Consider the following 20,337-nt stretch of genomic DNA (forward strand, 5'->3'; position numbering starts at 1 on the left):
GCGGCCAAGGTCACCTCGCGCACCCCGCGCGTCTCGACCGGCCGCCCCGAGCTGACCGAGGCCGCCATCGTGGTCTCCGGCGGCCGCGGTGTCGGCGCCGCCGAGGGCTTCGGCGTGGTCGAGGAGCTCGCGGACGCGCTGGGCGCGGCCGTCGGCGCCTCGCGTGCCGCCGTCGACGCCGGCTGGTACCCGCACAGCAGCCAGGTCGGCCAGACCGGCAAGCAGGTCTCCCCGCAGCTCTACATCGCGGCGGGCATCTCGGGCGCCATCCAGCACCGGGCCGGCATGCAGACCTCGAAGACCATCGTGGCCGTCAACAAGGACCCCGAGGCCCCGATCTTCGAGCTGGTCGACTACGGCGTGGTCGGCGACCTCTTCGAGGTGCTGCCGCAGCTCACCGCCGAGGTGAAGGCCCGCAAGGCCTGAGCAGGGCGATAGGCCGACCGGCCGATCGATAGACAGGCCGTCAGGCCGGAGGGCGTGGCACCGGGTGTTCGGTGCCACGCCCTCCGTCGTTCGCCCCGGTCGGCAGGCGCGCAAGCGGCGGCCCGTAGAGTCGGCGCGACAGTGCGGGACGCGACGGCGCAAGGCGCGGCGGCGTTCGGCACGACCAGGGTGAGACGAGGGCGAGGACGGAAGCATGGCACTGCTGACGGCGCTTCAGGGCGACTACGGGGACGCGGCGGACGCGCTGAGGATCGACGGCCGGGCGCTCTCCCGGGAGGACCTGCTGGGGGCGGCGACCGTCGTGGCCGACCGGGTGGCCGGGGCTCGCGCGCTCGCGGTGCTGGCCCGCCCCACCGTGGAGACGGTCACCGCAGTGGTCGGCGGCCTGCTGGCGGGCGTCCCGGTGGTGCCGTTGCCGCCCGACTCCGGCCCGAAGGAACGCGAGCACATCCTGCGCGACTCGGGCGCGGCGCTGCTTGCGCACGCCGCCGGGGAGGCGGCGCCCGAGGGCCTTCCGCTGGAGGCCCTGCCGGTCGACCCCGCGGAGCGCTCCGCCACCGGCCACGCCGAGCCGGCCGCCGACGCGACCGGCTTCGTGCTCTACACCTCGGGCACCACCGGCGCGCCCAAGGGCGCGGTGATCCGGCGGGAGGCGATCGCCGCCGACCTGGACGCCCTCGCCGCCGCCTGGCAGTGGACCGCCGATGACACCCTCGTCCACGGCCTGCCGCTGTTCCACGTGCACGGGCTGCTGCTCGGCGTGCTCGGCGCCCTGCGCACCGGCAGCGCCCTGGTGCACACCGGGCGGCCCACCCCGGCGGGGTACGCGGCGGCGGGCGGCAGCCTGTACTTCGGCGTGCCCACCGTCTGGTCGCGGCTGGCGGCCGACCCCGAGGCGGCCGCCCGGCTGGCCCCGGCCCGGCTGCTCGTCTCCGGCAGCGCGCCGCTGCCCGTGCCGGTGTTCGAGAAGCTGGCCGCGCTCACCGGGCACGCCCCGATCGAGCGGTACGGGATGACTGAGTCGCTGATCACCGTCAGCACCCGGGCGGACGGTGAGCGGCGCCCGGGCAGCGTGGGGCTGCCGCTGGAGGGGGTGCGCACCCGGCTGGTCGGCGAGGACGGCGAACCGGTGCCGCACGACGGGGAGAGCGTCGGTGAGCTGCAGGTCTCCGGGCCGACCCTGTTCAGCGGCTACCTCAACCGGCCCGACGCCGACGCCGAGGCCTGGACGGCGGACGGCTGGTTCCGCACTGGGGACGTCGCGGTGATCGGGGCGGACGGCTTCCACCGGATCGTCGGCCGCGCCTCGGTGGACCTGATCAAGAGCGGCGGCTACCGGATCGGCGCCGGCGAGGTGGAGGCCGCGCTGCGGGACCACCCGGCGGTCGCCGATGCGGCGGTGGTCGGCGCGCCGGACGAGGACCTGGGACAGGCGATCGTCGCGTACGTCATCCCGGACGGCGCCGTGACGGGGGAACAGCTGACGGCCTTCGTGGCCGAGCGGCTCTCGGTGCACAAGCGGCCTCGCCGGGTCGTCCTGGTGCCCGAACTACCCAGGAACGCACTGGGAAAGGTGCTGAAGAAGCAGCTGTTGACGGAGGCCGAGGGCCGGTGATGAGGGGGCGTCGGGTGAGCGTCAGCTGACGGACCCTCACCCTGATGCCCTGTCGGTGCCCACCACCCGGGATACCTTCCTTTGGCGCACTCCACTGCGCGCCGTGAGCGAACGCGTGCATAACGTGACACGCAGGCAGAACTGGATCTGCCGAGCGTACGAACCGGCGATGCCGGGGCGTACCGCGTGTCCGGAGCAGTTTCCGCAGCCGCCCGTGCGGCGGCCGTTCGCACCAGTGCGTTCGCAGCAGTGAAGGAAGTCAGCAGGATGACCACCGTCAACACCAGCGTGCCGGATACCGCCGACGAACCGACCGGGCAGCTCGCCCCCGCCGACCGTTCCGGTCGCCCCGCCCGTTCCTCGCGGGCCGCGCGGATCCGTCGGGGGATGGGCATGGCGGCCGTGATCGCGGTCGGCACCGGGGTGATCGGCCTCGGCACCGGCGTGAGCCCCGCGGCCGCGGAGCGGGCGCCGGCGCACGCCGGGTGGGACGGCTCGCGGTACTGGTTCAAGAACAGCCAGGGGCAGTGGCGCTGGACCACGCACTACAGCGTCTACGTGGCGCGGACCAGCGGGGCGACGTCCCCGTCGACGTCGTCCGCGAAGTCGAGTGGCGGGATCAAGCAGGGCTGGGACGGCTCGCGGTACTGGTTCAAGAACAGCAAGGGCGAGTGGCGCTGGACCACGCACTACGACATCTACCTGGAACGGACCGGCGGGGGCTCGTCCTCCTCCGGCCCCTCGGGCTCATCCCATGAGCAGGTGGCGGCGGACCGGAACGTCGAGGCCGCCGTGCAGTACGCGCTCGCCCAGCTCGGCAAGCCGTTCATGACGGCGGGCAACGGGCCGGACGGGTACGACTGCTCGGGCCTGGTGCAGCAGGCCTTCCGGCGCGGCGGCATCAACATGCCGCGGGTCGCCAACGACCAGTACGCGGCGACCACGCCGATCAGCGCGAACCAGCTGCGCCGCGGCGACCTGCTGTTCTGGTCGCCGAACGGTACCCCGCGCGGTATCCAGCACGTGGCGATCTACCTCGGCAACAACCAGTACGTCGAGGCGGCGCGGCCCGGGACGAAGGTCCGGATCTCGGGGATCAGCAAAGGCTACTACCCGGCGTACATGGGGCGGCCGTAGCGGGTCCGCCGGCACGCGGGCCGGGGCGCCGCCGTTCGCTTCGGCGTCCCTGACCCGCGCCCGTCCGCAGGCCCTCACAGGTCGGCCGGGCGGGGGAGGGCGCCGCGGGCGCCGAGCGCGGTGACGGCGAAGGCCCCGGCGGCCACGGCGGTGGCGGCCGCCTCGGGGAGGGCGGCGCCGCGGGCGAGTCGGGCGGCGAGGGCGCCGCAGAAGACGTCGCCGGCGCCGGTGGTGTCGACCACCCGGACGGTGGGCGCGGGCAGCCGGGTGAGTTCCTCCCCGGTGACGACCAGGGCGCCCTCGCCGCCGAGCGTGACCACGGCTCCCTCGCCGTGGCCGGCGAGGGAGCGGGCGGCCTCGGTGACGGTCGGGGCGCCGGTGAGCTGGCGGGCCTCGACGGCGTTGGCGACCACCAGCGGTCGGCGGCCGGTGGGGCCGGGCTCGGGCAGCGCGCCGGCCGGGGCGGTGTTGTGCAGCCAGCGGGTGCCGCCGTTCGGGCCCGCGGCGGGCAGGGCGGCGGCGGTGGCGCGGATGCACTCCGCGGGGACCTCGTTGCTGGTGAGGACCACGTCGACCGGGAGGAGGTGGAGCCGGGCCAGGGCGGCGGTGACCTCCTCCGGGGTCAGCTCGGCGTTGGCGCCGGGGATGACCACGATGCTGTTCTCGCCCGACGGGTCGACCATCACGATCGCCTGGCCGGTGGGCGCATCGGGGTGCGCGAGCACGGCGCCCGTCCGAACCTCCGCGCCGCGCAGATCGGTGAGCGCCGCCTCGCCGTCGGGATCACGCCCGACCTTGGCGACCAGGTGGGTGGCCGCACCCATCCGGGCCGCGGCCACCGCCTGGTTGGCGCCCTTGCCGCCGAAGCCCCGGGTGGCGGAGGTGGTCAGGACGGTCTCGCCCGGAGCGGGGAGCACGGGGCAGCGGAGGATCCGGTCGGTGTTGACCGAACCGATGACGATGACCCGGCCGGCGGGAAGCAGCTTCATCGTTCCTCTGTACGTGCCGGGGCGCGGGCGGCGCAAGAGGGACCCGACGGACATGGGGCTCCGCCGAGCGGCCGGCGGGGGGAAGGTACGGGGAAGGTATGGGGAGGGGAGCGGAGGGGGTGCAGGGGCGGCGCGCGCGGCGTACGGGTGGGGCGCGCGCCGGAAGTCGGCCGGTCCGACTCCTTGTGCGAAGGACGTGAGGTCTGGGTGCAGCTTTGGCGTCGAACGGTCTGCACACCTCCCGTCCGGGCTCCTGGCCTGGGCACATGCCTCTGTCAAGGGGCGGGCCGGGGCGCGTGGGCGGGCGCTACGCGCAGGTATGGGGAGCGGCGCGGCGCGGGTACCACCACGGGTGGCGCTGGTTCGGCCGACGGGGGCGCTGCCCGGTGCGAACAGCATCGGGGCAAGTCGAGGGCAGGGGACGTTGTGATCGTCTGGGTCAATGGCACATTCGGGGCGGGCAAGACGAGCGCCTGCCGCGAGCTGGTGGAACTGCTGCCCGGGAGCGTGCTCTTCGATCCCGAGCTGGTGGGCTTCGGCCTGCGCCGGATGCTTCCGGCCGACCGGCTGGCGGCGATGTCCGACTTCCAGGACCTGGCGGCCTGGCGTCGGCTCGTCCCCGAGACGGCGGCGGCACTGCTCGGTGAGGTCGGCGGGCCGCTGGTGGTCCCGATGACGCTCCTCAGAGAGGACTACCGGGACGAGATCTTCGGTGACCTCGCCTCCCACGGGATCGCGGTGCACCACTTCGTTCTGGACCCAGAAGAAACGATCCTGCGCGATCGCATCGCGCGCCGCGAGGAGTGCCCGGGCGATCCGGAGGCCAGCGAGCGGGTCCGTAGCTGGTGCCTGGAACACCTGCCCCGCTACCGTGCCGCCCGCCGCTGGCTGGTCGGCGACGCCCGGTTGATCGACACCAGCGAGCTCACCCCGCGCGAGACCGCGCACCGGATCGCCGAGCTGGTCCGGGTCGGCGCCGCGCGCTGCCCGATCGTCCAGACCCCGGACCCGACCGGGGACACCGTGGCCTCCGCGGTGCTGCTCTTCGACGAACAGGACCGGGTGCTGCTGGTCGACCCGGTCTACAAGCCCGACTGGGACTTCCCCGGCGGCGTGGTCGAACGCGGGGAGGCCCCCACCGACGCCGCCCTGCGCGAGACCGCCGAGGAGCTGGGGCTGCGGCTCGACCCCGCCACCCTGCGGCTGCTCGTCGTCGACTGGGAACCGCGCACCGGCCCGCGCCGCGGCGGCCTGCGGCTGATGTACGACGGCGGGCTGCTGGACGACGCGGGCCGGCAGAACCTGCTGCTGCAGCAGGAGGAGCTGCGCGGCTGGCGGTTCGTCACCCTCGACGAGGCGGCCGACCTGCTGCCGCCGAGCCGCTACCGGCGCCTGGGCGCCGCGTTGGAGGCGCGGCGGAGCGGGGAGCTGCGGTACCTGGAGGCGGGGTGTCGGGTGGCGCTGGGGCTGGCCAGTACGGCGGACGCGGCGTAGGCCTGCGGGGGCGGCGGATGCGGCGCAGGTCCGCGCCGGGCGGTGGGGCGGATGCCGGCCGGGCCGGCCTCGGTTGGCCCGGCGGGCGGTGCGGGCGTCAGGATGGGGGCATGCCGTTCACGTTCAGTCATCCCGCCGCCGTCCTGCCCCTGCTGCGCGCCGCCGGGGAGCGCGGGCCCCTGGTGGCCTCGGCGCTCGTGGCCGGGTCGATGGCGCCCGATGTGCCGTTCTTCGCCGAATCGCTGCTGCCCGGGGTGTACGAGCACGGCGGGCTGCTGCACCGCTGGTGGGCGGTGCCGACCGTGGACGTGGCGATCGCCGCCGCGCTGGTCGCGGGGTGGCACGGGCTGCTGCGGGCGCCGCTGGTGGGGCTGCTGCCCGAGCGGTGGGCGGGCGGCGCCGAGGCGCTGACGGTCCGCAGGGCCGAGGGCAGCGGTATCCGCGGTGCGGACGCGGCGTGGTTCCTCGGGTCGGCGGCGATCGGCGCGGCCACCCACGTCGGCTGGGACGCGTTCACCCATGGCGACCGGCTGGGCGTGCGGCTGCTGCCCGTACTGGAGCGGAAGGTGGCCGGGGTCCCGCTCTACGAGGCGCTGCAGTACGGGACTTCGGCGCTCGGGCTGGCCGCGATGGCGGGCTGGGCGGCGCGTACGGTGCGGGCGGTCGAGCCGGTGCGCCCCGCCGTCCGGCCGGCCGCCCGGGCCCGGCGGGCGGCCGTCGCGGCGCTGGGCGCGGCGACGGCGGCCGGGGTGCTGCACCGGCTCAGCCCGCTGCGCCGGAACCTGATCCCGGAGGTCTGCTTCGGTGCCGGGGCCGGGCTCGCGGTGGGCGCGGTCGGCTACGCGGCGGTGGTGGCGGCCGCCCGCCGGTGGCGGGGCGGGCGGCCGGTGGCGGGCCCGGAGGTCCGCCAGGCCCCGACTGCCGTCAGGCGGAACGCAGTTCCGCGTAGCGGCGCAGGAACAGGGCCTCGGTGAGGGCCATCCGCTCCAGCTCCTGCGGGTCGACGCTCTCGTTGACCGCGTGGATCTGGGTGGTCGGCTCCTCGACGCCGATCAGCACGATCTCGGCCTTCGGGTAGAGCGAGCGCAGGGTGTTGCAGAGCGGGATCGAGCCGCCCTCGCCGGAGGCCACCATCGGGGTGCCGAAAGCCTCGGCCATGGCCTCACCCATCGCCTCGTAGGCCGGGCCGCTGGTGTCGGCGCGGAACGGGGCGCCGTTGCCCTGGCGCTCGATGGTCAGCCGGGCGCCGAGCGGGACCTGCGCCTCCAGGTGGGCGACCAGGGCGTCCTGGGCGGCGTCCGAGCTCATGCCCGGCGGGACGCGCAGGCTGATCAGCGCCTTGGCGGCGGCCTGCACGGAGGAGGTGGCGCCGATCACCGGCGGGGCGTCGATGCCGAGGACGGTGACGGACGGGCGGGCCCAGAGCCGGTCGGCGATGGTGCCGGTGCCGGTCAGGGCGACGCCGTCGAGCACCTTGGCGTCGGCGCGGAACTGCTCCTCCGAGTACTGCACGCCCTCCCAGGTCTGGTCGGCGGCCAGCCCGGCGACCGTGACGTCGCCGTTCTCTCCGTGCAGCGAGGCGAGCATCCGGACCAGGCACTGCAGGGCGTCCGGGGCGGCGCCGCCGAAGGCGCCGGAGTGCAGGTTGCCGCCCAGGGTGGTGACCGAGGCCTCGACCACCGTCATGCCGCGCAGCGAGGCGGTCACGGTGGGCAGGCCGGGGGCGAAGTTGCCGGTGTCGCCGATGATGATCGCGTCGGCGGCGAGCAGCTCGGGGTGGGCCTCGGCGTAGCGCTCCAGGCCACCGGTGCCCTGCTCCTCCGAGCCCTCCACGATGATCTTCAGGCCGACCGGGTAGGCGCCCCCGTACACCTGGCGCAGCGCCCGCAGGGCGGTCAGGTGCATCAGGATGTTGCCCTTGCAGTCGGCGGCGCCGCGCCCGTACCAGCGGCCGTCACGCTCGGTCAGTTCGAAGGCCGGGCTGAGCCAGGAGTTCTCGTCGAGCGGGGGCTGGACGTCGTAGTGCGAGTAGAGCAGGACGGTCGGGGCGCCCTCGGGGCCGGGCAGTTCGCCGTAGACGGACTGGGTGCCGTCCGGGGTGTCCAGCAGCTGGATGTCGGTCAGGCCCTCGGCGGCGAAAGCGTCGGCGACCCAGCGCGCGGCCTTCTGGCACTCCTCCACCGGGAACTGGCGCGGGTCGGCGACCGAGGGGAAGGCGACCAGTTCGGCGAGGTCGGTGCGAGCACGGTCCATCAGGGACCGGACGGCGTCGGCCAGGGGCTGTGACATCGGGACTCCGAGGGGGTGGGTCCACCCGTGGGGTGGTACGGGCGGAGTGGTCGGTTGGGGTACCGCCGATCATAGGCGGAGGCGATTGCCGGGTGGTACGGCGTCCGGGTGGCCGTGCGGACGCATAGGATTGCTCGACGTGACTGACTCCGGAAGCTCCGATTCCCGTAGCCCGCTCGACCGTACGACCGCGCCGGTCGACAGTGAGGCGTCCACGCCGGTGTCATCGGCGCCGGTTGAGGCGTCAACGGAGGCCGCGTCGGTTCTGTCGACGGCGCCGACCGGGTCGCCGGCGGCCGTTGAACAGCTGGACGGCGTCTGGGACGTCGTGGTGGTCGGTGCCGGACCGGCCGGGGCCTCCGCCGCGTACGCGGCCGCCGCGCGGGGTCGCCGGGTGCTGCTGCTCGACAAGGCCGAGCACCCCCGCTACAAGACCTGCGGCGGCGGCATCATCGGCTTCTCCCGGGACAGCCTGCCGCCGGACTTCCAGCTGCCGCTGCAGGACCGGGTGCACGCCGTCACCTTCGCGTACGACGGGCGGTACACCCGGACGCGTCGTTCCGAGCGGATGCTGTTCGGGCTGGTCAACCGGGACGAGTTCGACCTGCGCCTGGTGCAGGCGGCCAAGCAGGCCGGGGCGGTGCTGGTCACCGGAGTGACCGTCACCGGGGTCGAGCAGCGCGGCGGCGAGCACCGGACGGCGCTGGTGACGGCGGCCGACGGGCGCACCTTCGAGGCCCGCGCGGTGGTCGGCGCGGACGGTAGCGCGAGCCGGATCGCCCGGCACGTCGGCGTCACCTTCGACCAGATCGACCTCGGCCTGGAGGCGGAGATCCCCGTCCCGTCGCAGGTCGCCGCCGACTGGTCGGGCCGGATCCACCTCGACTGGGGCCCGCTGCCCGGCAGCTACGGCTGGGTGTTCCCGAAGACCGGGTCCAACAGTCTGACCGTGGGCGTCATCTCGGCGCGCGGCGACGGCGAGCGGACCAAGCAGTACCTCGCCGACTACATCCGGCGGTTGGGCCTGTCCGGTTTCACCCCGAGCGTCGAGTCCGGGCACCTGACCCGGTGCCGGGCCGAGGACTCGCCGCTCTCGCGCGGCCGGGTGCTGGTCGCGGGCGACGCGGCCGGGCTGCTGGAGCCGTGGACCCGTGAGGGCATCTCCTACGCGCTGCGCTCGGGCCGGTTGGCCGGCGAGTGGGCGGTGCAGATCGCGGAGGCGGGCGACGCGGCGGCGGTGCGGCGCGAGGCGCTGAACTACGCGTTCGCGATCAAGGCCGGGCTGGGTGTGGAGATGCGCGCGGGCAAGCAGCTGCTGGGCGCCTTCGAACGGCGGCCGTACCTGTTCCACGCGGCGGTCTGCCTGGTGCCGGCGGCGTGGCGGGCCTTCGCCCGAACCACCCAGGGGCACACGAGCTTCGCGCAGGTGCTGCGGCACTACCAGGGGGCGCGGCGGCTGGCGGCGATGGCTTCGCGGTAGCGGCCGTCCCCGTCATCTGCCACCCGTCAGCTCGTCCCCGAGCACGCTGCGCCGGTACAGCACCGAGCGGCCGTGCCGGGCGCGGGTGACCAGGCCGGTGGCGGCGAGGACGGACAGGTGCTGGCTGACCGCGCCCGGGGTGACGCCGAGCCGGTAGGCGAGGTCGGTGGTCGACGCCGGCTCGGCGAGCAGGGCCAGTAGCCGGGCCTTCGGCGCACCGACCAGCGCCTCCAGGGCTGCCGACGCCGCCGGCCCGCCCGCGCCCTCGCCGCCCATGGCCGCCTGTCCGCGCGCCGGGTAGGAGATCTGCGGCGGCCGGTCCCTGCTGATCATGGTGATCGCCCCGCGCACGAAGCAGGTCGGGCAGAGGACGAGCCCGCGCCCTTCCACAGCGGTCTCCACGTCCCCGTCCCCCCAGTCCCGGCGGATCGACAGCACGCCGTCCGCCCAGTGCAACCGACGGTCCAGGTCCGCGAACAGTGCCGCCGCGCCCTGCTGGGCGAGCACCCGCGCCCGGTAGACCAGGTCGGCCTCCAGCGTCGTGCGGGCCTGCGGCCACCAGGAGGGTGCGAGGCAGACCTCCCAGTACTCCTCCAGCGCGTCGGCGATCCGCGCCAACAGCCGCTCCGGATCCGCGAGTCCGGCGTCGAGCAGGGCCGGCAGCGACTGCTCGTGCGGCAGGAAGGTCTGCTCCAGCTCGCCTCGCAGCAGCTCCGGCGGCAGCGCGCGGACGACGGCGAGCTCGGTGCGGAAGTCGGCTGCGGGGGTGGTCGGCCGGGGCGTCAGGAAGTCGGGTACGAAGCGGTTCCCGGCGACCAGCGTGAGCAGGAGACGGCGGGACTCCAGCCGCTCGAAGGCGGGCCTGAGCTGCTCGAAGGCCCGGGTCTGGAGCGGGTAGACGCCCGGGTGGGTCCACATCCGCAGGCTGAGCACGGCCTCGTGGATCGGAGAGACGGCGAACCAGGTGGTGGCGAGGTCGGCCAGCCGGAGTGTGAAGCGGTGCACGGACGTCCCCCTCGTGAGATTCAGCCAGAGCCTAAAGGAATATCCGGCCCGGCCCGCTCGGCGGTGTCATCGGGGCATGACCACGACGCAGGCGGAGTCCGCCGCACCTTCCGACGCCCTGTCCGGCCTTCCCACCCGCCCCCCCGGAGTTCTCCGGCGCCGCCTGCACCCCGATCCGACGGTCCGTCGGCTGGCCGGGATCACCATGGTCAACACGGTGGGCAACGGCCTCTCGCTGTCCGTCGCGGTGCTGTTCTTCACCCGGGTGCTCGGCCTGAGCGCAGCCCAGCTGGGGATCGGGATGACCGCGGCCGGCCTGTGCGGGGTCGTCGCCAGCGTGCCGGCCGGCCAGGCCGCCGACCGCTGGGGCGCCCGGCGGGTGCTGGTGGCGCTGGTCGCGGTGGAGGCGGTCGGCACCGCCGGATACGCGCTGGTGCACAGCTACCCGGCCTTCGTCGCACTGGCCTGCGCGGTCGCCGCCGTCGACCGGGGCTCGTCCGCCGTACGGAACGCGCTCTACGCCGAGGTGCTGCCCGCCGACCGCCGGGTGGCCGGCCGGGCCTACCTGCGGGTGGTGACCAACGTCGGCATCTGCGTGGGGACCGGACTCGGCGCGATCGCGCTCCAGCTCGACACCCGGTCGGTCTACCTGACGGCGATCCTGGCCGACGCCGTCTCCTACGCGGCCGTCGCCGTCCTGTTCCACCGCCTGCCCGCAGCGATGGGCCCGACGCCGACCGAACCCTCGGTCAAGACCGGTACGGCGAACCCCTCGGACCCTGCGGACAAGGGCGTCAAGCAGGGGCGACGGCGCAACCCGGCGCTGCGCGACGGCCCGTTCCTGGTGGTGACCGCGCTGTGCTCCGTCCTCGGCCTGCAGTTCGCCGTCCTGGAGGTGGGCGTCCCGCTGTGGATCGTCCAGCAGACCGACGCGCCGAGGATCACCGTCGCCGGCGCCCTGATCGTCAACACCCTGATGGTGATCACCCTGCAGGTGCGGGCCACCAGGGGTACCGAGGAGCGGACGGCCGCCGCCCGGGCCTGCCGCCGCGCCGGACTGGTGCTCGCCGCCTCCTGCCTGGTCGTCGCCCTCGCGCATGGACTGCCCGGGATCCTCGCCGCCGTGGTGGCGCTCGTCGGCATCGCGCTGCAGTCGCTTGCCGAGGTGATGGGCCAGGCGGGAGGCTGGGCGCTGAGCTACGACCTCGCCGGGGAGCGCGACCACGGCGCCTACCAGGGCGTGTTCAACGCGGGTACGGCGGCCGCGCTGATGGCCGGCCCGGCGCTGGTCAGCACCGCCGTGATCGGCTTCGGGCTGGTCGGGTGGGCGGTCCTGGGCGCGGTGCTGGCGGCGGCGGGCCTGGCGATGGGCCCCGCCGTCCGGTGGGCCGGACGGCGGGATCCGCGGCCCGCGGCCGGGTGAGACGCCGCTACTCCTGGACGACCGCCATCGCCTCGATCTCGATCAGCACATCCGGCCGGAACAGCGCCGCGACCTGCATCGCGGAGGCGGCCGGCAGCGGCAGGTCGCCCAGGTACTCGTCGCGGGCCTCCCGGATGGCGGGGAGGTGGCCGATGTCGGTCATGAAGAAGGTGAACTTCACGACGTCGGAGAAGTCGGCCCCGGCGGCGGCCAGGCAGCGGCGCAGGTTCTCGAAGACCTGCCGCGCCTGGGCCTTCGGGTCGCCCTCGCCGACCAGGTTCCGGTGCTCGTCGAAGGCGACCTGGCCGGAGACCTGGACCAGTCGGCCGGTGCCGGTGACGACCTGGGTGTAGCCCGTCCCCGGGGCGACGCCGGGCGGCTCGGTGATGTGGGTGAGGTGCGTGGTGGTCATGGCGCATGATCGTGCGTCATCGCTCGCCCGTGCCGCAAGCGATGACGCCGGTCAAGTGGCCGGTCAGCGCACCACTTCGGGCAGTTCGCGCCGGAACGGCCGGTCGGTGGCGGGCAGTTGGGCGGCCGGGCCGGCCGAGCGCAGTACCACGTCCAGGACGTCGTCCGGCTCGGCGGCGTAACCACCGCCGGCCCAGGCCGCGTTGGCCTCGACGACCGCCCAGCCTTCGTCGGTGCGCCCGACGTCCACCACCACCGCGCTCGGCAGCGGGGCGTGCGAGACCGAGGCGGCCAGCACGTCCCGGGTGAAGGCCAGCACCTCGGCCTGCTCCCGCCCCAGCGGCTCGACGGACAGGTCACCGTCCACCGCGTAGCGCGAGCCGGCCCGCACCGCGCCGTCCAGCACGAACAGCCGGTACTCCGCGCGGAACCGCACCACCTCGCTGACCAGCACCGGCGTGTCGCCGTCCAGCAGCTCGGGCCCCGGCAGCGCGCCGCCGTCCGGGTAGACCCGGGCGGCGAACAGCTTGTCCGCCGGCGGCTTCACGAAGGCCGGGCCGCGCAGCTCGCGGGCCCTGGCCAGCGTGGTGGCGGACACCCGCCGCCCGGTCAGTGCGCGCGGCAGCCGGGCCAGCCAGTCCTCGGTCGGCTCCAGCAGGGCGAGGCCGAGCTCCCGTCCGACCGCGTCTCCGAACAGCGGCCCGCCGTACACGTGCACCGGCGCGCCGAGCAGTTCGCGCGGCGCCTGCCAGGACGTCGCGGTGTACGCCCGCAGGCCGCGCAGTCCGGCGGCGGTGCGCAGCTGGCGGCCGGTCTCGTTGACGCGGGGCGCGAGCAGCAGGACCGGAGAGTCGGTGATCATGACGCCCATGCTGCCGGGCGTACCGCGGTCGCCACCAGCGGATTTCGGTGCGGTCGGCTGAGGGCCCGGAGCGATTGGCTCTGGCCGAGGGGCGGGTGGGCGTGCCAGAGTCGTCCGGGCGCGGTCCGGGCACCCCGGACCAGCGCCCGCAGTCCGACCCACCCTCAGCCGGAAGGCAGGCCCACGCCGATGACCAGCGCAGAGCCCCTCGTCCGCGTCAGCACCGCCGACGCCGTCACCACGCTCACCCTCGACTCGCCGCACAACCGTAACGCGCTCTCCTCCCGCCTGATGTCCGAGCTGCACGCCGGGCTGGCGGTCGCGGCGGCGAACGGGGACGTCCGCGCGGTGGTGCTCACCCACACCGGCAAGGTGTTCTGTGCGGGCGCGGACCTCTCCGAGGCGACCGGCGCGGACCCGACCGTCGGCCCGCGCGGCCTGGTCGAGCTGCAGAAGGCGATCGTGGACTGCTCGAAGCCGGTGATCGCCGTCATCGACGGGCACGTCCGGGCCGGCGGCCTCGGCCTGGTCGGCGCGGCGGACCTCGCCATCGCCGGCCCGGCCGCGACCTTCGCCTTCACCGAGGTCCGGCTCGGCCTCGCGCCCGCCGTCATCTCGCTGCCGCTGCGCCCCAAGCTCGACCCGCGCGCCGCCTCCCGCTACTACCTGACCGGCGAGGTCTTCGACGCCGCCGAGGCGGCCCGGATCGGTCTGCTCACCCGGGCCACCGAGTCCTCCGAGGACACCGGGGTGGTGCTGAAGGGCCTGCTGGACGCGCTGCGCCAGGGCTCGCCGCAGGGGCTCGCGGAGTCCAAGCGGCTGGCCAACGCCGAGGTGGTGCGCTCCTTCCAGCGGGACGCCGACGAACTGGTGCAGTTGTCGGCGCGGCTGTTCGGTTCGGCGGAGGCGCAGGAGGGCATGCGGGCCTTCCTGGAGAAGCGGCCCGCCGCCTGGGTGCGCTGAGCGCCATCCCCGAGGCGGGGCTGAGGATCAGCGGATCGCCGCGGTCTCCCGCCAGAGGCCGAGCAGGTCCCGGTCGCCGCTGAGCTCGGCCTGCCCGGCCTGCTCGGCCTGTTCGGCCGTCAGCCGGTTCCAGAGCAGCAGGTAGAGCTCGCGGGCCGGGCCGCTGATGGTCAGGTCGGCCGGTTCGGGCTGTTCCTCCGTGGTGACGGCCAGCGGCTCACGGGTGATGGTCAGGTGCCAGGAGCCGGGGCCGTCGGTCGTGCGGACCCGGACGGTGCGCGGGGTGTCGCTGTGCACCTTCGCCCGGCCGCGGACCATGAAGCCGCGCAGCAGCTCGTCGATGCCGTCCAGGGCGAGCGCGGGGTCCACGGCCGGGCCGGGCTTCCCGGCGGCCGCGTCGGCGTCGAAGCGGTGGACGGCGGTCTCGTGCGCCTGGCGCCGGGCCCAGAAGGCCAGCGGACTGGGCGCCGGCAGGAAGCTCCAGCACTCGACGTCGGCCGGGGCCTCGGCGAGCGTCGTCACCAGGGCGGCGTGGCCCTCGCGGAACCAGTCGAGCAGCGCGGCGTCCGAGGGCCGCGGTCCGAACGCCTCGTGCTCGCCCGCCGGGTCCAGCGGCGCCCGCAGGCCCTTCGCCGGGTGGGCGGCGGCCCAGCGGTGGATCCGGCCGACGTGCCGCAGCAGGTCGCCCAGCCGCCACTCCGGGCAGGTCGGAACGGGGGCGGCGAGGTCGGTACGGTCGGCGGCCTCGGCGAGCAGCACGCCCTCAAGGCGCAGTGCGTCGATGTGTGCGGAGATCTCCATGGGGCGGAGTCTTTCACCGCCGCTCCGCCTCGGTGGCGGATTTCGGACGACCGTGGGGCCGGTGCGGGCGGGGTCGGCGGGGCCGGTGCGGCGGGGCCGGTGTGATGTCGGCCTCCCGGCGGACGGGCGGACGCTACGGGCCGGTAACGTGAGCGCATGCCGATAACCCGTTCCCTTCTCTCCGCCGTCCGGGCCGGTGGCCGCAGGGCCGCCGGGCGCCTCGTCCACCGGGGCTGGCGCTGGGTGCAGCGGACCGGCGCGGTCACCAACCGGAACCCGGGCCCGTACCGGTTCGGCGAGCTGGGGGACGGCACGACCCTCGCCTTCCCGCCCGGGGCGGTGTTCAACGAGCAGTGGATCACCATCGGGCCGTTCTCGATCATCGGCGAGCGGGTCACCATCAGCGCCGGCTTCCTGCCCGGGCTCGACCTCGGGCCGGAGCCGATCGTGCGGATCGGCGGCGGCTGCGTGATCGGCCGGGACAGCCACATCGTCGGCCACGAGTCGATCGTCATCGGCGACGACGTCTGGACCGGCCCTGGCGTGTACGTGAGCGACCAGGCGCACGAGTACCGCGACACAGAGCTGCCGATCGGCAAGCAGTGGCCGCGCAACGAGCCGGTGGAGATCGGCGCGGGCAGCTGGATCGGCACCGGCGCGGTGATCATGCCGGGGGCGCGGATCGGGCGCAACGTCGTGGTCGCGGCGGGCGCGGTCGTGCGCGGTGAGGTGCCCTCGCACTGCGTGGTCGCCGGGGCGCCCGCCAAGGTGGTGCGCCGCTGGACCGAAGAGGAGGGCTGGCAGCCGCCGCTGCGCCACGAACCGCCCCGGCCGGTGCCGGACGGGGTGACGGCGGAGCAGCTGCGGGCCCTGGTCGGCTGGGACCTGCGGCTGCCGGGGGAGCAGGGCTGAGGACCGTCCGTCGGTCCTTCCTGGGGGCCCGCGCCTCGCTGTACCGCTGATCCCCGCTCGCCCCCGGCACCCGCGTCACCGTTTCCGGCGGCGCGGGTACCGGGGTGCGACTAGCGCGCCGGGGAGGACTGCTCGGCGGCGCGCGCGGCGATGGCCGCGGTGATCCGCAGGACGTCGGCCGGGCTGGACGGGTCCAGGCCGGTGAGGACGGCGACCCGGCGCAGCCGGTAGTCCACGGTGTTCGGATGCAGGTGCAGGGCGCTCGCGGTGAGCCGGCGGTTGAGGCCGCTCGCCAGGTGGGTGCGCAGAGTGGTGAGCAACTCCCCGCCGTCGGCGAGCGGTTCGAGCAGTGCGGCGAGCCGGGAACGGGCCTGGCTGGGGCGGGTCAGCTGGTACTCCAGCAGTACGTCGTCCAGTCGGTGCAGACCGGGCGGTCGGCCGAACGCCCGGGCCACGTCCAGGACTTCGTACGCGAGCGCGGCCGCGCCGGACACCTCGGCCGGTACGGCGGCGGCCGCACCGGCCAGCACGGGCACCCCGGCGGCGCGGGCCGCGGCGGCGAGGGTGGCGGCGAGCTGTGGCCAGGGGGCTTCGAGGGCGGTTGCGTCGGCCTGTCCGGGTTCCAGCTCGGGCTCCGGGGCGAGCGGGGCGAGCACCAGGCCGCCCGACGGGGTGAGCGCGGTGAGCGCCGACTGCCGGGTGCGGTGGTCGAGTTCGGCGACGAAGCGGCGCAGCTTGCGGCGGGCGGCGATGCCCGGGTCGACGCCGGGGGAGTGCTCGTCCGGGTGGTCGGCGATGGACAGGCAGAGCACGGCGTAACCGGCGGGGAGCCGGACGCCCGCTCTGGCGGCGGCCTCCTCGGCGGGGGTGCCGGCGAGCAGTGCGGTGAGCAGGGACTGCCGGGCGGTGGGGCGCCGGTCGCCGGCCGGGCGGCGACCGTCCAGGTATCCGGCGCCGGCGGCGGTGGTGGCCCGGCGGAGCTGGTCGAGCAGCAGCCGGTTGATCACCAGCAGGTCGGCGGCGTCCCCGGCGTGGGCGTCCCGGGTGACGAACTCCCAGCAGACCTCCAGCCCGAGGTGGTGGGCGAGCAGTACGGCGTCCAACGGCAGGCCCTCCTCGGCGCGGCGCGCGGCGGCCTCCCGTACGGCGCTGAACTCCGCGGTGGGGGCGGGGAGTCCGGTGCGGACGGTGTGGGCGAGGGCGCGGATGCGGCGTTCGGTGTCCCGGGTGAGCTCGCCGGTGAGCTGCTCCCGCGGGAGGCGGCGGTAGACCGGCACGCGGTCGAGCAGTGCGGCGACCACGCTCACGGCCAACTCGCGGACGCCGCCGAGCAGTAGCTGGTCGGCCGGGCGGCCGCCGATCACCGGGACGTGCCAGGTCGGCGCGGTTTCGGGGGTGTCCGGGGGCGTGCAGTGGGGTGCGTTGTGACCGGTCACAGAGAACACCGTCCAGGTCTGGGGAACACCCAAGGGCCGGGCCGGAGGGGCGACCGCATCATTGAGCCACTCGGGTTACCTGTTGGTAACAAACTTCCGCTGTGGAGGCAACAGTTGAGAACCCCACTTCTCCGCTTCTCCGCAACTCCCCTGCGTCGTCGGCTCGGTGGAGCCTTCGGCGCGACCCTGCTGGCGGGCGCGCTGCTGGCGGGGGCGACGGCGGGCCCGGCTTCGGCCGCCCCGGCGGTCACCGCGGCCCCGGCCGCCGCCGCTGAACTCCCGCCCGACGGCGACTCGGTGGCATCGCCGCCCGGCGCCAACGACTGGAGCTGCCGACCGACCGCCGCACACCCCAACCCGGTGGTCCTGGTGCACGGCACCTTCGCCAACCGCTACGAGAACTGGCTGGCGCTCTCCCCGCTGCTGAAGAGCCTCGGGTACTGCGTCTTCGCCCTCGACTACGGCACCATCCCCGGCATCACCTCCACCGGCAGCGGCCTGCTGCTGCCGATCGGCGGGCTCGGGCCGGTGCCCGCCTCGGCGGCCCAACTGGCGACCTTCGTCGACCTGGTGCGGAACGCGACCGGCGCGGCCAAGGTCGACATCGTCGGGCACTCCCAGGGAGGGATGCTGCCGAACTACTACCTGAAGTTCCTCGGCGGGGCCTCGAAGGTGGACAGGCTGGTCGGCCTGGCGCCGTCCAACCACGGCACGACCCTCGACGGGATCACCAAGCTCGCGCCGTACTTCCCGGGTGTCGCCGACCTGGTCTACACGGTCTGCCAGGCCTGCCGGGACCAGGCGGTGGGCTCCGACTTCAACCTGACCATGGCCTCCCGGCCGGACACCGTGCCGGGGGTGAGCTACACGGTGATCTCGACGGTCTACGACGAGGTCGTCACCCCGTGGCGGACCCAGTTCCTGAGCGGGCCGGACGTCGACGACGAGGTGCTGCAGGACCACTGCCCGATCACGCTCGCCGAGCACGTGGCGATCGCCTTCTCGCCGACGGCGCTGCACCTGGTGACCAACGCGCTGGACCCGGCGCACGCCACGCCGGTGCTCTGCGGCTGAGTGCCGGCCGCTGCCCGCCGCCCGTGCCCCCGGTCGTCCCGAGGGCACGGGTGGCGCGTCGTTCAGTGGGCGGGGCGGAAGGTGACGACGGCGGTGGTACCGTCGGCCGGGCGCAGCTCGTACGGGCCGGCGGCGGTGAGCAGGGCGGCGTCGAAGCGGGCCAGTTCGATGCCGTCGAGGGATGCGGAACCGGAGAGGCAGACCAGCAGGACGGTCGCCGCCGGCGGGGCCTCCACCGGGCCGGGTGCGCTGACCAGGTCCACGGCGGCCTCGACCCGGCCGCGGCGGGTCATCACATTGAAGTCCACCACCGGGCCGCCGAGCAGCCGGCAGTCCGTCGTGGCGTCCCCGGGGAAGGCGAACGGGCGGAAGGGTGCGTCGACCAGCTGCTCGGTGCCGTCCACGGTGAGGGCCATGCCGGCGCCCTCGACCAGGGTGATCACCCGGTCGATGCCGGGGAAGGGGGAGAAGGGGCCGGCGGAGGCGACGTCGGCGAGGCTGACCCGCCAGTCGAAGCCGTCCAGCCCGGCCCCGGCCGGGAACCCGGCGACCTCCCTGGTCACCCCGCCCCCGTTGAGCCACGCGGTGGCGGGGCGCTCGGTGGCGCGCAGTACCTGGATGCGTCCGCTGGTCGTCATGGGGCCGCATCCTGCCACCTTTGCGGCGGGTGCGGCAGCGGGGGCCGGGGGCGGGTAACGGCGAACGGATGACGGATGGTGAAGTCTGTCATCCGTTCGCGGTCATCCGTTCGCCGCCGTCAGCGCCGCCGCACCGCCAGCGGCAGGAACGCCGCCGCCGTCGCCGCGAGCGCCACCGTGGTCAGGGCCAGCGGCAGTCCGGCCGCGTCGGCGAGGAAGCCGATGACCACCGGTCCGATCAGCATCCCGCCGTACCCGAGCGTCGAGGCGAGCGCGACGCCCTGCGGGCCGCCCGTCGCGCCGGCCCGGGCGATGGCGAGCGGGAACAGGTTGGCCAGGCCGAGGCCGACCAGGACGAAGCCGCCGATGGCGACCGGTGCCGCCGGGGCCAGTGCCGCGACCAGCATGCCGACCGCGGCCGCCAGTCCGCCGAGCAGCATCAGCCGGGTCTGGCCGAGTCTGATCGACAGCCAGGTGCCGCCCACCCGCCCGCTGGTCATCGCGAAGGCGTACGCGGCGTACCCGGCGGCGGCCGTCCCGGCGCTCGCGTGGACGTCGTCGGTGAGGTGCAGGGTGGTCCAGTCGGCGATCGCCCCCTCGCCGTACGCGGTGCACAGCGCCGTCAGGCCGAGCAGCAGCACCAGCAGTCGGGCGTGGCCCCCGGCCGGTCGGTCCGTCGCGCCCTTGGCCGAGGGTTCGGGCGCGACCATCGGCGCCGCCGGGCTGCGCAGCAGCACGACCCCCGCGCCGACGGTGACGGCCAGGCCCAGCAGCCCGCCGAGCGCGAGCGCCCAGGCGGTGGTGAGCCGGTCGGCGAGCAGCCCGCCAAGGCCCGCGCCGAGCAGCCCGCCGAGGCTGTACCCGGCGTGGAAGCTGGGCATGACGGGCCGTCGCAGCTGTGCCACCAGGTCGACGGCGGCACTGTTCATGGCGACGTTGGCGCCCCCGTACCCGGCGCCGAACAGCAGCAGCACACCGCCGAGCGAGAGCACCGAATGAGCGTGTGCGGGCAACGGGACGGCGAGGCTGAGCAGGGCGAGCGAGCCGACGGTGACCGGTCGCGAGCCGTACCGCAGGCAGAGCCGGCCGACCACCGGCATGGTGAGGACGGCCCCGATCGACAGGCAGAGCAGGGCCAGGCCGAGGGCGCTGTGCGAGGCGCTGACCTGGCTGCGGACGTCCGGGATGCGGACGACCCAGGCGGCGAAGAGGAAGCCGTCGACGGCGAAGAAGGCGGTGAGTGCGAGCCGCGCGGGGCCCCAGGGACTGTCGGTCACCGGGGTTGTGCTGCGAGACTGGGCGGGGGAGTGGTCGGGGTGGCGGGAACAAATTTTGTTTCGAAGCGGCACAAAGTCACAATA

19 protein-coding genes are annotated in these 20,337 nt (G+C 75.0%); 10 read left to right on the forward strand and 9 right to left on the reverse strand.

Features of this window, described 5'->3' with window-relative positions:
* The 3 genes from ACH4E7_RS34410 to ACH4E7_RS34420 form a co-directional block, all read left to right on the forward strand.
* A partial coding sequence (locus ACH4E7_RS34410; RefSeq protein ID WP_396253087.1) for an electron transfer flavoprotein subunit alpha/FixB family protein occupies positions 1–426 on the forward strand: 426 nt, incomplete at its 5' end.
* Between the two features lie 214 nt (positions 427–640).
* Positions 641–2,062 (forward strand): acyl-CoA synthetase, encoded by a 1,422-nt coding sequence (locus ACH4E7_RS34415; RefSeq protein WP_396253088.1) that lies wholly within the window; start codon positions 641–643, stop codon positions 2,060–2,062.
* Positions 2,063–2,329: 267 nt separating this feature from the next.
* Complete coding sequence (locus ACH4E7_RS34420) at positions 2,330–3,199, forward strand: C40 family peptidase (RefSeq protein WP_396253089.1); 870 nt, start codon at positions 2,330–2,332, stop codon at positions 3,197–3,199.
* A 74-nt stretch (positions 3,200–3,273) separates the two neighbouring features.
* On the opposite strand, the gene ACH4E7_RS34425 is transcribed toward ACH4E7_RS34420, so the two are convergent.
* Positions 3,274–4,188, reverse strand: coding sequence for a PfkB family carbohydrate kinase (locus ACH4E7_RS34425; RefSeq protein WP_396253090.1), 915 nt, complete (start codon positions 4,186–4,188; stop codon positions 3,274–3,276).
* Positions 4,189–4,614: 426 nt separating this feature from the next.
* Here ACH4E7_RS34425 and ACH4E7_RS34430 point away from each other — a divergent pair, with 426 nt between their 5' ends.
* Positions 4,615–5,682, forward strand: coding sequence for an NUDIX domain-containing protein (locus tag ACH4E7_RS34430; protein WP_396253091.1), 1,068 nt, complete (start codon positions 4,615–4,617; stop codon positions 5,680–5,682).
* 110 nt (positions 5,683–5,792) lie between these two features.
* Entirely contained in the window at positions 5,793–6,656 is an 864-nt protein-coding gene (locus tag ACH4E7_RS34435; protein WP_396253092.1) for a DUF4184 family protein, read from the forward strand.
* Here the strand turns inward: ACH4E7_RS34435 and ACH4E7_RS34440 are convergent.
* Complete coding sequence (locus tag ACH4E7_RS34440; protein WP_396253093.1) at positions 6,607–7,971, reverse strand: dipeptidase; 1,365 nt, start codon at positions 7,969–7,971, stop codon at positions 6,607–6,609. The two genes, ACH4E7_RS34435 and ACH4E7_RS34440, sit on opposite strands and share 50 nt — an antisense overlap.
* Before the next feature lie 139 nt (positions 7,972–8,110).
* Here ACH4E7_RS34440 and ACH4E7_RS34445 point away from each other — a divergent pair, with 139 nt between their 5' ends.
* Positions 8,111–9,451, forward strand: a complete 1,341-nt coding sequence (locus tag ACH4E7_RS34445) for a geranylgeranyl reductase family protein (RefSeq protein ID WP_396253094.1) — start codon at positions 8,111–8,113, stop codon at positions 9,449–9,451.
* Positions 9,452–9,463: 12 nt separating this feature from the next.
* Here the strand turns inward: ACH4E7_RS34445 and ACH4E7_RS34450 are convergent, their stop codons facing one another.
* Complete coding sequence (locus ACH4E7_RS34450) at positions 9,464–10,456, reverse strand: ArsR/SmtB family transcription factor (RefSeq protein ID WP_396253095.1); 993 nt, start codon at positions 10,454–10,456, stop codon at positions 9,464–9,466.
* A gap of 76 nt (positions 10,457–10,532) precedes the next feature.
* Here ACH4E7_RS34450 and ACH4E7_RS34455 point away from each other — a divergent pair, with 76 nt between their 5' ends.
* Positions 10,533–11,879, forward strand: coding sequence for an MFS transporter (locus ACH4E7_RS34455; protein ID WP_396253096.1), 1,347 nt, complete (start codon positions 10,533–10,535; stop codon positions 11,877–11,879).
* A 7-nt stretch (positions 11,880–11,886) separates the two neighbouring features.
* Here the strand turns inward: ACH4E7_RS34455 and ACH4E7_RS34460 are convergent, their stop codons facing one another.
* The gene (locus tag ACH4E7_RS34460; protein ID WP_396253097.1) at positions 11,887–12,291 is read right to left on the reverse strand and encodes a RidA family protein; all 405 of its coding nucleotides are present in this window, start codon (positions 12,289–12,291) and stop codon (positions 11,887–11,889) included.
* 63 nt (positions 12,292–12,354) lie between these two features.
* A complete protein-coding gene (locus ACH4E7_RS34465) occupies positions 12,355–13,152 on the reverse strand; it encodes an ATP-grasp domain-containing protein (RefSeq protein ID WP_396253098.1) in 798 nt (265 codons plus the stop codon).
* 189 nt (positions 13,153–13,341) lie between these two features.
* Here ACH4E7_RS34465 and ACH4E7_RS34470 point away from each other — a divergent pair, with 189 nt between their 5' ends.
* Positions 13,342–14,115, forward strand: coding sequence for an enoyl-CoA hydratase family protein (locus ACH4E7_RS34470; protein WP_396253099.1), 774 nt, complete (start codon positions 13,342–13,344; stop codon positions 14,113–14,115).
* 27 nt (positions 14,116–14,142) lie between these two features.
* On the opposite strand, the gene ACH4E7_RS34475 is transcribed toward ACH4E7_RS34470, so the two are convergent.
* Complete coding sequence (locus ACH4E7_RS34475; RefSeq protein WP_396253100.1) at positions 14,143–14,916, reverse strand: maleylpyruvate isomerase family mycothiol-dependent enzyme; 774 nt, start codon at positions 14,914–14,916, stop codon at positions 14,143–14,145.
* 156 nt (positions 14,917–15,072) lie between these two features.
* Here ACH4E7_RS34475 and ACH4E7_RS34480 point away from each other — a divergent pair, with 156 nt between their 5' ends.
* The gene (locus tag ACH4E7_RS34480) at positions 15,073–15,828 is read left to right on the forward strand and encodes an acyltransferase (RefSeq protein WP_396253101.1); all 756 of its coding nucleotides are present in this window, start codon (positions 15,073–15,075) and stop codon (positions 15,826–15,828) included.
* A 110-nt stretch (positions 15,829–15,938) separates the two neighbouring features.
* On the opposite strand, the gene ACH4E7_RS34485 is transcribed toward ACH4E7_RS34480, so the two are convergent.
* Positions 15,939–17,264: a PucR family transcriptional regulator gene (locus tag ACH4E7_RS34485; RefSeq protein WP_396253102.1), complete on the reverse strand. Its 1,326-nt coding sequence runs from the start codon at positions 17,262–17,264 to the stop codon at positions 15,939–15,941.
* A 150-nt stretch (positions 17,265–17,414) separates the two neighbouring features.
* Here ACH4E7_RS34485 and ACH4E7_RS34490 point away from each other — a divergent pair, with 150 nt between their 5' ends.
* The gene (locus ACH4E7_RS34490; protein WP_396253160.1) at positions 17,415–18,338 is read left to right on the forward strand and encodes an esterase/lipase family protein; all 924 of its coding nucleotides are present in this window, start codon (positions 17,415–17,417) and stop codon (positions 18,336–18,338) included.
* 62 nt (positions 18,339–18,400) lie between these two features.
* Here ACH4E7_RS34490 and ACH4E7_RS34495 read toward each other — a convergent pair whose 3' ends face one another.
* Together ACH4E7_RS34495 and ACH4E7_RS34500 are read right to left on the reverse strand one after the other, a co-directional pair.
* Positions 18,401–18,976 (reverse strand): HutD family protein, encoded by a 576-nt coding sequence (locus ACH4E7_RS34495; RefSeq protein ID WP_396253103.1) that lies wholly within the window; start codon positions 18,974–18,976, stop codon positions 18,401–18,403.
* Between the two features lie 119 nt (positions 18,977–19,095).
* Positions 19,096–20,325 carry an MFS transporter gene (locus ACH4E7_RS34500; RefSeq protein WP_396253104.1) on the reverse strand — a complete coding sequence of 410 codons (1,230 nt, stop codon included), beginning with the start codon at positions 20,323–20,325 and terminating at the stop codon, positions 19,096–19,098.
* Positions 20,326–20,337 lie beyond the last annotated feature (12 nt).

This window comes from Kitasatospora sp. NPDC018058 (assembly GCF_044327205.1).
GTDB lineage: Bacteria > Actinomycetota > Actinomycetes > Streptomycetales > Streptomycetaceae > Kitasatospora.